The following is a 12,798-nucleotide window of genomic DNA, read 5'->3' as shown; positions in this document are numbered from 1 at the left end:
TCACCTTGCGTGGCGACCCCGTTGCATACGGTGTAGGGGAGGGGGTCCTTGCGTGGCTAGGGCGTTCGTACGGCGTGCGAGCCGATTCGGACAGGGCGGTCCCGTCCCGGGCGGCCCGCACGCCCCACGCGCCGCGTCCGGTTACGCGGAGGCGAGCCACATGTCGGGGCCGAAGACCTCGTAGTGGATGCCGGATGCCGGCACGCCCTTGGCCAGGAGCTGCTCCCGTACGGCCCGCATGAAGGGCAGCGGCCCGCACAGGTACGCGGTCGTCCCCGGGGCGACCTCGACGTCCGCGAGGTCCATCCGGCCCTCGGCGTCGCCGGGTTCGGCGCCGGCCTCGTACCAGAAGCGGGCCGTGGCGTCGCTCAGCTTGAGGGTGAGGGCGCGGTGGTCGGAGCGCAGCGCGTGGTCGGCGGGGGAGCGGTCGGCGTGCAGGACGGTGACGGGGGCCGTGCGGCCGCTCTCCGCGAGGTGCTCCAGCATCGACAGCATCGGGGTGCAGCCGATCCCGGCCGACGCGAGCAGCACGGGCGCGTCGGAGTCCTGCAGGACGAGGTCGCCGTACGGGGGCGAGACGCGCAGGACGTCGCCGGCCCTGACCCGGTCGTGGAGGTGGTGGGAGACCTCGCCGTCGGGGCCGGCGGCGGCCGCGCCGCGGATCCGCTTGACGGTGATCGAGCGGGTCGGCGAGCCGGGGGCGCCGGTCAGGCTGTACTGGCGGATCTGGCGGGCGCCGTCGGGGAGTTCCACCTGCACGGAGACGTACTGGCCGGGCTTGGCGGCGGGGACCGGGGAGCCGTCGGCGGGGGCGAGGTGGAAGGTGGTGCAGTCGGCGGTCTCCTCGACGCGGGCGGTGACCCGCCAGGGCCGCCAGACGTCGCCGGCGACGACCTGCTGCTCCGCGTACAGCCGCTCCTCGATGGCGATGAGGGCGTTCGCCATCAGCCAGTACACCTCGTCCCAGGCCTCGGCCACCTCGGGGGTGACGGCGTCGCCGAGGATCTCGGCGATGGCCTCGAAGAGGTGCTGGTGGACGACCGGGTACTGCTCGCGGGTGACGCCGAGCGAGGCGTGCTTGTGCGCGATGCGGCCCAGCATCGCGTCCGGGCGGGTGCCCGGGTGGGCGAGGAGGTGGCTCGCGAAGGCGGCTATGGAGCCGGCGAGGGCCCGCTTCTGCACGCCCGCGGCCTGGTTGCCGCGGTTGAACAGGTCGCGCAGCAGCTCGGGGTGGGCGGCGAAGAGCTTCGTGTAGAAGAGCTCCGCGATGTCGCCGACGGCCGCTCCCACGGCGGGCAGGGTGGTGCGGACGGTCTCGGCCGACTTCTCGGACAGCATCGGTACTCCTCGCGTTCGTGCGGTGTGCGCTTCGTTCGGTTGCGGCTAATGGGTATCTCGGATGCAAGTTTTACGGCGTGCGCGCCGGTGCGAACCGGCCGTCCGGCCCGCGGATCAGGGACCTTCGGCCCGCCCGGCCGGCCGTCCGACGCCCGGCGACCCGGCGCCGCCCGAGATGCCGAGCAGCAGCGGACCGGTCGGCGCCGCGACCATCTCCTCCACCGTGAGCGGGTCCAGGGCGGCGAAGAACGCCTCCTGCGCCCGGCGCAGGGCGCCCCGCAGGACGCATGCGCCGCGCAGCGGGCAGGGGGTCTCGCCGTCGCAGTCCACGACGTCGCCGGCGCCTTCCAGTTCGCGGACCACGCCGCCCACCGAGGCGGCCCGGCCGGCCGCGGTCAGCGCCAGGCCGCCGCCGCGCCCGCGGCGCGCCTCGACCAGCCCGAGGTGGCGCAGCCGTGCGACGACCTTGGCGGTGTGGGTGTACGGGACTCCCATCACCGCCGCGACGTCGCGCGTGGTGGGCAGGTCCCCCTCGGCGACGGCCAGGCGCATAAGGACGCGCAGGGCCAGGTCCGTGAATCGGGTCAGGCGCATGCCCGCACCCTAGGAAAACTGGCATGCGTCATGCAAATTTCACACCACCCCCGCGGGGGCAAGGGGCGAACCCCACAGGGTGCCCACCACTCCGACGGAGTAGTCCCACCCTTTTGTGTAATGGTCCCACCACCGTGCGTGCTGAAAGGCTTCTGCCGCAGTTCCCCGGAGTGATCGAAAGGAAGCACATGTCGGTGCAGGCGGGTTCCGAAACCGTGGCCGCGACTCCCCAGCGGAGTCTTGCCCCATCGGCCGCGCGGAACTTGGCGACCACGACCAAGTCCGTGCCGCAGATGCAGGAGATCACCTCCCGGTGGCTCCTGAAGACGCTCCCCTGGGTGTCCGTGCAGGGCGGCACCTACCGGGTCAACCGCCGCCTCAGCTACGCGGTGGGCGACGGGCGCGTGGAGTTCGTCAAGACCGGCTCCCGGGTCGAGGTCATCCCCGCCGAGCTCGGCGAGCTCCCGCTGCTGCGCACGTACGGGGACGAGGAGGTCCTGGCCGAGCTCGCCCAGCGGTGCCGCCAGGTCGACTTCGAGGCCGGGCAGGAGCTGACCTCCTTCGGCAGCGCCGCCGACCGGGTCTTCCTGCTCGCCCACGGCCGCGTCGAGCAGGTCGGCCCCGGTCCGTACGGCGAGGACGCGGTCCTGCGGACCGTCGCCGACGGCGCCTACTTCGGCGACGACTGCCTCGTCGACGACGACGCGATCTGGGAGTACACCGCCCGCGCCGTCACCTCCGGGACCGCGCTCGTCCTCTCCGCCCAGGACTTCCGGATGCTCGCCGACCGCGCCGACTCGCTCCGCGCGCACCTGGACGCCGTACGCTCCGCACCCGCCCGACCCGCCAACGACCACGGCGAGGCCGCCATCGACCTCTCCGCCGGCCACCGCGGCGAGCCCACCCTGCCCGGCACGTTCGTCGACTACGAGCCCAGCCCCCGCGAATACGAGCTCTCCCTCGCGCAGACCGTCCTGCGGGTGCACACCCGCGTCGCCGACCTCTACAACCAGCCGATGAACCAGACCGAGCAGCAGCTGCGGCTGACGGTCGAGGCGCTGCGCGAGCGCCAGGAGCACGAGCTGGTCAACAACCCGGAGTTCGGGCTGCTCCACAACGCCGAGTACGACCAGCGCATCCAGCCGTACGAGGGCGCACCCACCCCCGACGACATGGACCGGCTGCTCAGCATGCGGCGCGGCTCCCGGCTGTTCCTCGCCCACCCGGAGGCCATCGCCGCCTTCGGCCGCGAGTGCAACAGGCGCGGCCTGTACCCGGACACCGTGGACGTGGAGGGGACCCGCGTGATGACCTGGCGCGGCGTGCCGATCTTCCCCTGCAACAAGATCCCGATCAGCGACGCCCGCACCACGTCCATCCTGTGCATGCGCACCGGCGAGGAGGAGTCCGGCGTCATCGGCCTGCACCAGACGGGCATCCCGGACGAGATCGAGCCGAGCACGTCCGTGCGGTTCATGGGCATCAGCGAGCAGGCGATCATCTCGTACCTCGTCACGGCCTACTTCTCCGCGGCGGTGCTCGTACCGGACGCGCTGGGAGTCCTGGAGAACGTCGAGATCGCCCGCCGCGCCTGAGCGGCGTGGCGGCGAGCACCGGGGGAGGGGGCACCCATGGGCGCCACTGAGGCGGTCGCGGCCGGCGAGGGGCAGGAGGCCGCGGCCCTGCTGGAGCGGGCGAGGGAAGCGGTCGATCCGCTGCTGCGCCGCGCGGTCGGGAGCCTGCCCGGCCCGATGCGGCGCGTGGCGATGTACCACTTCGGCTGGGAGGCCGCGGACGGCACCGCGGCGGCGGGGGGCGCGGGCAAGGCCATCCGGCCGGCCCTGGTGCTCGCCGCCGCGGGCGCTCTCGCCGGTCCGGACGGCGCGGCCGCGGCAGCCGCGGCCGATGCGGCGGCCCGGGCGGCGGTCGCCGTCGAGCTGGCCCACAACTTCACGCTGCTGCACGACGACGTCATCGACCGGGACGCCACGCGCCGCGGCCGGCCGACGGCCTGGACGGTGTTCGGGACCCCGGACGCGATCATCACCGGCGACGCCATGATGGCGCTCGCCCTGCGGCTGCTCGCGGAGGACCCGCACCCCGCCTCGGCGGCGGCCTCCGCCCGCCTCTCGGCCTGCATCGTCGAGCTGTGCGCCGGGCAGCAGGCCGACTGCGCCTTCGAGCAGCGGCCGCAGGTCCCGCTGGAGGAGTGCCTGGTCATGGCGACGGCCAAGACCGGGGCCCTGCTCGGCTGCTCCTGCGCACTCGGCGCCCTGTACGCGGGCGCCGGGGAGGACGAGGTCGACGCGATGGACGCCTTCGGCCGCGAGGCCGGCCTGGCCTTCCAGCTGATCGACGACCTGATCGGCATCTGGGGCGATCCCGGGCACACCGGCAAGCCGGCCGGTGCCGACCTGCTCGCCCGCAAGAAGTCCCTGCCCGTCGTGGCCGCCCTCACCTCGGGCACCGCGGCGGGCGAGGAGCTCGCCGCCCTGTACGCGGGCCCGATGGAGGGGGAGGACGTACGCCGCGCAGCCGACGCGGTGGAGCGGGCCGGCGGGCGGGACTGGGCGCAGGCCCATGCCGCGGACCGGATGGGCCGGGCCGTGCAGCAGCTGTCCCGGGCCGTGCCCGACCTGGGGGCGGCGGGAGGGCTGCTGGCGCTGGCGGAGTTCGTCACGCGCCGTACCCGCTGAACGCGTGAGCGCAAGCCCTGTTCCGGCACTGCATGGTGCCGGAACAGGGCTTTCCGCCGTGGTGGCCCAACTCTAGGATCGCTGGCGGTTGTTGACACGCGGCTGAAGGGTGTGCCCAGTGGTTCTGGAGATACGGCAGGCGGACGGGACGGACCGCGACGCGGTGGCGCGGCTGCTCGACGAGGCCTTCCGCGACGACCCGGTGAGCTGCTGGGTCTTTCCCGACGCCGCGCACCGGGCCGCCGTCCACGGGAAGTTCCTCGGCGTCTTCGTGGACGTCGCCCTCGCCGAGGGGCGGATCGACTACGCGGCCGACGGGTCCGCCGCCGCACTGTGGCTGCGCGTCCCCGCGGGCGCCCCCGCGGAGGGCGGCCCGGAGGACGACGTACCGGCCCTGATGCGCGCCGTCGCCGACCCGGACAACGAGCGGTGCGAGCTGGTCGGCCGGCTCACCGGCGCCGTTCACCCGACGTCCGAGGAGCACGAGTACCTGCTGATGATCGCGGTGGCCCCGGGCCGGCAGGGCGAGGGGCTGGGGACCGCCCTGATGCGGCCGGTGCTGGAGCGGTGCGACCGGGAGGGCGTGCCCGCGTACCTGGAGGCGAGCAGCGAGCGGAGCCGGCGGCTGTACGAGCGGCTCGGCTGGGAGTTCACCGGCGAGGCCGTGCAGCTGCCGGACGGACCGCCGATGTGGCCGATGTGGCGAAAGCCCCAGCCGGTGGCCGGGCCGGAGGCCTGACCCGGCGGGGACGGCCGGGTGGGGCGCCGCCCCGTACGCCTGAGCCGTCGCCCGGCGGGCACGCGCGCGCCCCGGAACCGGCCGAACGGACGGAACCGGCCTACCGTGGAGGTATGGCCGCCGAACACCGACACTCCCACCGGCGCCCCCCGCCCGCGCCCCCGGTGGTCGCACCGCAGTCCGAGCACGAGCAGCACCACTGCCCGGCCTGCGGGCGCCCCGTCGACACGGTCCTGAGGCGCCGCAAGGCCCTGGGGGTCTTCGTCCCCGAATGGATGCCGGGTCCCTGCCGCAACCCGGGCTGCCCGGAGTACGCCGCCGAGGAGGGCCCGGCCCCCTGACCCCGGCCGAACCCCGCGGGTCCGCGGCGCCGTGCGGCCGGCCCGGAGCGCGAGGGGCCCCGCCCCCGGAAGGATTCCGGGGGCGGGGCCGTGTTCACCGCGCCCAGTGCAGGGAGGCGCGCAGCCCTGGGACGCTCAGCCCTTGGCGTCCAGGCCCGAGGCCGCGAAGCCGTTGGCCCACAGCTGGTTCACCCGGGTCCGCTCGGCGCTGTTCGGGGTGGCGTTGGTGCAGGAGGTGCCCGGGCCGCCGCCCGACATCAGCTCGGAGCAGGGGCCCGAGTAGTGGTCGGGCAGGCCCAGCACGTGGCCCGTCTCGTGCGAGGTCACGCGCGTGGAGTTGTACTGCTGGTTCTGCCGGTAGTCGAGGAAGATGTAGCCGCGGCCGTGCCCGTCCGTGCTCGCGTAGGAGCCGCGCGGGTCGTTGCCCTCGCGGTAGGAGAAGCTGCCGCCGGTGGAGACCTCCTGGAGGCGGACGTTCGTCACCGAGCTGTTCCAGATCTGCGTGGAGCGGGCGATCTGGGTGCGGAAGCTCGGCGCGTTGCGGGTGTTGTACGTGACCGTGACCACGGCGGCGCCGGGGTTCGCGGCCCGCTGCTCGGCGACCGAGCGCTGCACGGCCTCGAAGAAGGCCTTGGTGGCGGCCTGGTTCTCCTGCGAGCGCTCGTAGGCGGCGTACGACGCGGCGTTGCCGGCGGGGACGGGGGCGGCGCCGGCGTTGGGGACGACGCCGAGCGCGGTGGCGAGACCGAGGCCGGCGGCGGCTGCCAGCAGGGTCTTGCGGGATATGCGGGAGTGGCGCATGTGGGGTGCTCCTACTCGAAAATCCGGTGGGGGGTGGGTCGTTCGGTACCGGAGTCTGCGGGAGCAAGCCGGGTCCGCGGATGATGTCAGCCCCCGATAACACCGTCCTATCGGAAGGTTTCGGCGGGTCGACTTCCGTGAGAATGGCGGGATTCGAGGGGGTATCAGTGGCTGGTGAAGTGCGCCGTGGCCGACCTACCCTCGGTCCATGGAGCTCGAGGTGAGGCACCTGCGCGCGCTCTGCGCCATCGCCGACGCCGGCAGCCTGCACAAGGCCGCCCGGCAGCTCGGCGTGAGCCAGCCCTCCCTGACGACCCAGCTGCGCCGCATCGAACGCGCCCTGGACGGCGAGCTGTTCCTGCGCGAGCGCACCGGCTGCCGGCCCACCCCCTTCGGGCGCAGCGTCCTCGGCCGTGCCCGCCCCCTGCTCGACGGGATGGCCGCCCTCGTCGCCGAGGCCCGCGCGATGGCGAGCGGCCCGCGGCTCCGCCTCGGCTCCACCGCCAGCCGCGCCCTGCCGGGCTGGCTGCGGCGGCTGCACCGCCGGTGGCCGGAGACCGAGACCTCCCTCTTCGTCGACGTCTCGCCCAACGCCCTGCTGCGGATGGTCGCTTCGGGCCAGCTGGACGTCGCGTTCGTGCACGAGGTGGAGGGCAGCCCGCTGCGGGTCCCCCCGGGGCTGGAGTTACGGGTCCTCGTGGAGCGGGAGCCGCAGTTCGTCTCGATGTCCCTGGACCATCCCGCGGCCCGCCGGAGCGTGGTCGACCTGCGGGACCTGGCCGGCGACCGGTGGACCGTCGACCCCTCCGTCGACGGCGAATGGGACGGCCTGCGCCGGGTGTTCGCCGCAGCCGAACTCGATCCGCCCGTGCTGCACGCCGACTACCACACCGCCGCCTCGCTGATCGTCTCCGGTGAGGCCGTCGCCCCCTGCCAGCCCACCTCCGGGCCCCGCGCCGACATGGCCATCCGCCCGCTGGCCGGCGACCCCCTCGCCGTGCGCCTGCTGCTGGCGACACGGCCCGGCGAACACCCCGAGGCCTTCGAGGACCTCCGCGCCGCCTATCTGGAGGCGGCCCACACCTCGCCCGTGTACCGGGCCTGGCTGCACCGCCATGCGAGCCCCCTGCTCGCCGCCTCCTAGCCCCGGCCCTTTCCCCGCCGGTCCGCCGCGCGGACCGACTCCTTCCCGCCCGCCCGGTCCCGGCCGCGGCCCCGCCATGCCCTTGACTTCGAAAATCCGCGATATATCGTGTTGGAGGAAGACGCGATATGTTGCGTGCCGTCGCATGTGCCGAGGAGGGCCAGCACCATGGCAGAGCAGAAGACGTGGTCGGTGGGGGAGCCGCAGAAGATCGCCTTCGACGCCCCGGTGACCGAGCTGCGGGTCCGCATCGCCGGCGGAACGGTCAACGTCGTGGCCGACGAGGGCCCGGCCCGCCTGGAGGTCGCCGCGGTCGACGGCCCGCCCCTGTACGTCGTCCAGGAGGGCGGCACCCTCACCGTCTCCTACGAGGACCTGCCCTGGAACGGGGCGCAGGGCCTGCGCGAGTGGTTCGAGAGCAAGCCGTGGAAGGCCTGGTCCGGCCCGGCCGAGGGCCGCAAGGCCTGGGAGCGCAGCGCCACCGCCACGCTCACCGTCCCGGCCGGCACCCGCGTCCGCGTCGCCGCGCTCGGCGCCGGCGCCGTCGTCTCCGGCATCGCGGGGGACGTGGACGCCAACACCGTCTCCGGCGACCTGACGCTGGTCCGGCTGTCCGGCGCGGTCAAGGCGCACACCGTCTCCGGGAGCGTGGAGGCGCAGTCCGTCACCGGAGAGCTCGGCTTCCGCACGGTCTCCGGCGGCCTCACCGTGGTCGACGGCGCCGCCGGGCGCGTACGGGCCGACTCGGTCAGCGGCGACATGCTGATCGACCTGGACCCCGCCGGCAGCCTCGACGTCGCGCTGAACTCCGTCTCCGGGCAGGTCGCGGTCCGCCTGCCGCACCCCGCGGACGCCCGCGTCGAGGCCAACACCGCGACCGGCGGCATCTCCAACGGCTTCGACGAGCTCCACGTCTCCGGCCAGATGGGCGCCAAGCGCATCACCGGCAAGCTGGGGGCGGGCAGCGGGAGCCTGCGCGCCACCACCGTCTCCGGCTCCATCGCCCTGCTGCGCCGCCCGGCCGGGGACGCGCCGGCCGCCCCTCTCGCGCTCGACAAGAAGGTGCTCTGACATGCCGCCCGTCTTCGCCCACGGCCGACTCCGCCTCTACCTGCTCAAGCTGCTGGACGAGGCGCCGCGCCACGGCTACGAGGTGATCCGCCTGCTGGAGGAGCGCTTCCAGGGCCTGTACGCCCCCTCCGCGGGCACGGTCTACCCGCGCCTGGCCAAGCTGGAGGCCGAGGGCCTCGTCACGCACGCCACCGAGGGCGGGCGGAAGGTGTACTCCATCACCGACGCCGGGCGCGCCGAACTGGCCGGGCGGGGCGGCGAGCTCGCCGACCTGGAGCTGGAGATCCGCGAGTCGGTCTCCGAGCTGGCCGCGGAGATCCGCGACGACGTGCGCGGCGCGGCCGGGGCGCTGCGCCGGGAGATGCTGGCCGAGGCCTCCGCGACGCAGACCCGCGTCGAGGACGAGTCCTGGAAGGCCGCGAAGGAGGAGATGCGCCGGGCCCGCCACGAGTGGAAGGAGCAGGCCCGCCGCGCCAAGGACGAGAGCCGCCGCGCCCGGGAGGAGGCGCAGCAGGCGCGCCGCCAGGCCAAGGAGGCGCAGGAGCGGGCCCGCGAGGAGGTCTCCCGGCTCGCGGCGCAGCTCCAGGAGCAGCTCGCGAAGTCCGGCGGAATGCTGGGCAGCCTGGCCGGCAGCTGGCTCGGCGGCGGCGGCGGCGGTGCGGGCGGTGCCGCCGGCGCGGGCGGGGGCACCCGTACGGCCGGTGGGGGCGCCCCGGCTCCGGAGGCCGCCGACTGGGCGGCGGACGTGCCGCGCACCGGCGATCCGGTGCGCGACCTGGACCGGCTGTTGGACCGCTTCCGCGACGGCGTCCGCGACGCCGCCCGCGACCACGGCGTCACCGCGGCCCAGCTGGAGGAGGCGCACGCCCACCTGGCGGCGGCCGCCGCCGGCATCGCGGCGGCCCTGAAGCCCTCCCGCTGACGCCCCGCCCGCCCCACCAGCCCCGCCCCCTCCGCCGCACCGGCGGGCGGGGCGGGTCGGCAGGCACCGCCTGCGGACTACACCGTCAGCACGACCTTGCCGAACAGGTCGCCGGCCGCCAGCTTCTCGAAGCCCTCGCGGGCCCGGTCCAGCGGCAGCACCTCGTCGATCACGGGCCGCAGTCCCGTCGCCGCGCAGAACGACAGCAGGTCCTCCAGCTCGTCCTTCGAGCCCATCGTCGAGCCGACCACCTTGAGCTCCAGGAAGAAGATCCGGGTGAGCTCCGCGTGCGCGGGGCGGTCGCCGCTGGTGGCGCCGGAGATGACGAGGGTGCCCCCGGGGCGCAGCGACTTGACCGAGTGGGACCAGGTGGCCGCGCCGACGGTCTCGATGACCGCGTCGACCCGGTGCGGCAGGCGGGCGCCCGGTTCGAAGGCTTCCGCGGCGCCGAGTTCGACGGCCCGCTTGCGCTTGGCCTCGTCCCGGCTGGTCGCGTACACGCGGAGCCCGGCGGCCTTGCCCAGTGCGATGGCGGCGGTCGCGACGCCGCCGCCGGCCCCCTGCACGAGGACCGAGTCGCCGGGCCGGACGCCCGCGTTGGTGAAGAGCATCCGGTACGCCGTCAGCCAGGCCGTGGGCAGGCAGGCGGCCTCCTCGAAGGAGAGCTCGGCGGGCTTGCGCAGCACGTTCCAGGCGGGGACGGACACCTGCTCGGCGAACGTGCCCTGGTAGCGCTCCGTCAGGATGGAGCGGGGCTCGTCCGGGCCGACGCCGTGGCCGCTCTGGCCGATCACCGAGTGCAGGACGACCTCGTTGCCGTCCTGGTCGATGCCGGCTGCGTCGCAGCCGAGGATCATCGGGAGCTTGTCCTCGCCGAGGCCGACCCCGCGCAGCGACCAGAGGTCGTGGTGGTTGAGGGAGGCGGCCTTGACGTTCACGGTCACCCAGCCGGGGCGGGCCGCCGGAGCCGGGCGCTCGCCCAGCTCGAGGCCGCTCAGCGGCTGGTCACGGTCGATACGGGCGGCGTAGGCAGCGAACATGCCGCGACGCTACCGCCCGGTAGGCGGCGGTACCAGCCCTGTCGGCACATCGCGGGTGAGGCCTTCGTCGCACCTGCCGCGGGCGCCGGAGGGGGACCGCCGAGGTCGCCGGGGGGACCCATACGGCGTGGGCGGGAACCGTTCGGGGGAGTGGCGGCGTCCTTCCGAAAGAGGGCGCCCGCGCCGGAACGGAACTGTCTGTCGCATGCCCAACTACACGCTGTACCTGCGGTCTTGACGGATTTCGGACACTAAGCGGAATGGCGAGATCGCGCCATTTGGGCCGGTAGTATTCAGCCCGACGCGGCCGAGCTCGTCATGAGCCTGTCATTTCGGGCGCGTCTGCTCCGAGATGTCCGAGGCCCGCGCGGCGGTCCCTCGAACGACTCGCCGACGCGGTGCGACCCCTCCCCGTTCGGGGGCGGGGAGGGTGCACGCCGCGGGCGGGCGCACACGTGGAGGGGCCCGGCCGGATCCGATCCGGCCGGGCCCCTCCACGCGCAGTGCGGCGGTCAGCCCAGGCGGGCCACCCCGTCGGCCTTGGCGGCGGCGGCCACCGCGGCCGCGACGGCCTCGGCGACGCGCTCGTCGAACGGCGACGGGATCACGTAGTCGGCCGCGAGCTCGTCGCCCACGACGCCCGCGATGGCGTCGGCGGCGGCGATCTTCATGCCCTCGGTGATCCGGCTGGCGCGGACCTTCAGGGCGCCCGCGAAGATGCCCGGGAACGCCAGCACGTTGTTGATCTGGTTCGGGAAGTCCGAGCGGCCCGTCGCCACGACGGCCGCGTACTTGTGCGCGACCTCCGGGTGGACCTCCGGGTTCGGGTTGGCCATGGCGAAGACGAAGGAGTCCTTCGCCATGGAGGCGACGGCCTCCTCGGCCACGGTGCCGCCCGAGACGCCGATGAAGACGTCCGCGCCGGCGAGGGCCGCCTCCAGGGAGCCGGTCAGGCCCGACTTGTTCGTCAGGGCGGCGATCTCCGCCTTCACGTCCGTCAGGTCCGTGCGGCCCGCGTGGACCACGCCCTTGCGGTCGGTGACGCACACGTCGCCGATGCCGGCGTCCACGAGGATCTTGGCGATGGCGATGCCCGCCGCACCGGAGCCCGAGATCACGGCGCGCAGGTCGCCGAGCGTGCGCCCGGTGAGCTTCGCGGCGTTGCGCAGGGCGGCCAGCGACACGATGGCCGTGCCGTGCTGGTCGTCGTGGAAGATCGGGATGTCGAGGGCCTCCTGGAGGCGCCGCTCGATCTCGAAGCAGCGGGGGGCGGAGATGTCCTCCAGGTTCACCCCGCCGAAGGAGGGGGCGAGCCGGACCACGGTCTCGACGATCTCGTCCGTGTCCTTGGTGGCGAGCGCGATCGGGACCGCGTCGACACCGCCGAACTGCTTGAAGAGGATGGCCTTGCCTTCCATCACGGGAAGGGAGGCCTCGGGACCGATGTCACCGAGTCCGAGCACGGCCGTGCCGTCGGTGACGACCGCGACCACGTTGGACTTCCAGGTGTACTCGTTCACCAGCTCGGGCTGCTCCGCGATCGCGGTGCAGACCTTCGCCACGCCGGGCGTGTAGGCGAGGGACAGGTCGTCCTTGTTCTGGACCGGCACCGTGGCCTGAATGGCCATCTTGCCGCCCCGGTGCAGTGCGAACACCGCGTCCGGGTTGTTGTCCGTAACGCTGTCGCTGCGAGGATTGACGATCTCCGCTGCCACTGTTCTAGACCCCTTAAGTCTTTGAATCATTGAGGGTTGGCCACTCCTGGTTAAGGGGTGGGCGGGCACCGCGTCCGTACTCCGCATCGGCGGTTGGACCGCCTCCGCGAAGGGGAGGTTCGAACGCGCGGGGCGCGCCGCACGCGCGCCCTGAGCCCCGGATGAGGGGTGTAAGGATCCGTTGTACCCGAAGAACAGTCACCCAGACGAGTCGATTCCGGCTGGACTGGATGCCTCTTGTCCGGTTTTCGGCGAAAGGTCCAAAGAGCTCGGTCCAACGGCCGAGACGCTCCGTAAATAATCCGTCAAAAAGGCCAGGTCACAGCTGTTCCTTCGGCGCATCGCCGTCCGCTCCGCAGTCATGGTGGGCACTTCGGGGCACCCGTTATCCGATTTT

At 73.8% G+C, this 12,798-nt stretch carries 12 protein-coding genes; 7 read left to right on the top strand and 5 right to left on the bottom strand.

The features are described from left to right. Positions 1–141: 141 nt before the first annotated feature. Together IE170_RS16630 and IE170_RS16625 are read right to left on the bottom strand one after the other, a co-directional pair. Positions 142–1,338: a globin domain-containing protein gene (locus IE170_RS16630; RefSeq protein WP_189810182.1), complete on the bottom strand. Its 1,197-nt coding sequence runs from the start codon at positions 1,336–1,338 to the stop codon at positions 142–144. Between the two features lie 114 nt (positions 1,339–1,452). Next, positions 1,453–1,932, bottom strand: a complete 480-nt coding sequence (locus IE170_RS16625; protein WP_189810181.1) for an RrF2 family transcriptional regulator — start codon at positions 1,930–1,932, stop codon at positions 1,453–1,455. Between the two features lie 188 nt (positions 1,933–2,120). On the opposite strand from IE170_RS16625, the gene IE170_RS16620 reads away from it, so the two are divergent. The 4 genes from IE170_RS16620 (at position 2,121) to IE170_RS16605 (ending at position 5,708) form a co-directional block, all read left to right on the top strand. After that, positions 2,121–3,527 (top strand): family 2B encapsulin nanocompartment shell protein, encoded by a 1,407-nt coding sequence (locus tag IE170_RS16620; RefSeq protein WP_189810180.1) that lies wholly within the window; start codon positions 2,121–2,123, stop codon positions 3,525–3,527. 36 nt (positions 3,528–3,563) lie between these two features. Next, on the top strand, positions 3,564–4,628 hold the full coding sequence (locus IE170_RS16615) for a family 2 encapsulin nanocompartment cargo protein polyprenyl transferase (RefSeq protein WP_189810179.1): 1,065 nt from the start codon (positions 3,564–3,566) through the stop codon (positions 4,626–4,628). 118 nt (positions 4,629–4,746) lie between these two features. Continuing rightward, positions 4,747–5,367 (top strand): GNAT family N-acetyltransferase, encoded by a 621-nt coding sequence (locus IE170_RS16610; RefSeq protein ID WP_189810178.1) that lies wholly within the window; start codon positions 4,747–4,749, stop codon positions 5,365–5,367. A gap of 113 nt (positions 5,368–5,480) precedes the next feature. Further along, positions 5,481–5,708, top strand: a complete 228-nt coding sequence (locus IE170_RS16605; protein ID WP_189810177.1) for a hypothetical protein — start codon at positions 5,481–5,483, stop codon at positions 5,706–5,708. Positions 5,709–5,843: 135 nt separating this feature from the next. Here the strand turns inward: IE170_RS16605 and snpA are convergent, their stop codons facing one another. Continuing rightward, positions 5,844–6,509 carry a snapalysin gene (snpA, locus tag IE170_RS16600; protein WP_189810176.1) on the bottom strand — a complete coding sequence of 222 codons (666 nt, stop codon included), beginning with the start codon at positions 6,507–6,509 and terminating at the stop codon, positions 5,844–5,846. 208 nt (positions 6,510–6,717) lie between these two features. Between snpA and IE170_RS16595 the strand changes: the two genes are divergently transcribed. The 3 genes from IE170_RS16595 (at position 6,718) to IE170_RS16585 (ending at position 9,646) form a co-directional block, all read left to right on the top strand. Next, a complete protein-coding gene (locus IE170_RS16595; protein ID WP_189810175.1) occupies positions 6,718–7,653 on the top strand; it encodes a LysR family transcriptional regulator in 936 nt (311 codons plus the stop codon). 168 nt (positions 7,654–7,821) lie between these two features. Continuing rightward, positions 7,822–8,724, top strand: a complete 903-nt coding sequence (locus IE170_RS16590) for a DUF4097 family beta strand repeat-containing protein (protein ID WP_189810174.1) — start codon at positions 7,822–7,824, stop codon at positions 8,722–8,724. Position 8,725: 1 nt separating this feature from the next. After that, positions 8,726–9,646 (top strand): PadR family transcriptional regulator, encoded by a 921-nt coding sequence (locus IE170_RS16585; protein WP_189810173.1) that lies wholly within the window; start codon positions 8,726–8,728, stop codon positions 9,644–9,646. Positions 9,647–9,723: 77 nt separating this feature from the next. On the opposite strand, the gene IE170_RS16580 is transcribed toward IE170_RS16585, so the two are convergent. Continuing rightward, positions 9,724–10,686, bottom strand: coding sequence for a zinc-binding dehydrogenase (locus IE170_RS16580; protein WP_189810172.1), 963 nt, complete (start codon positions 10,684–10,686; stop codon positions 9,724–9,726). 512 nt (positions 10,687–11,198) lie between these two features. Beyond that, the gene (locus IE170_RS16575) at positions 11,199–12,401 is read right to left on the bottom strand and encodes an NAD(P)-dependent malic enzyme (protein ID WP_189810171.1); all 1,203 of its coding nucleotides are present in this window, start codon (positions 12,399–12,401) and stop codon (positions 11,199–11,201) included. Positions 12,402–12,798: the final 397 nt, after the last annotated feature.

It is taken from the genome of Streptomyces toxytricini (genome assembly GCF_014649915.1).
In the GTDB taxonomy this organism is placed as follows: domain Bacteria; phylum Actinomycetota; class Actinomycetes; order Streptomycetales; family Streptomycetaceae; genus Streptomyces; species Streptomyces toxytricini.
Note: the sequence above shows the minus strand (reverse complement) of the source record. Positions and strands in the feature narration are given on the sequence as shown.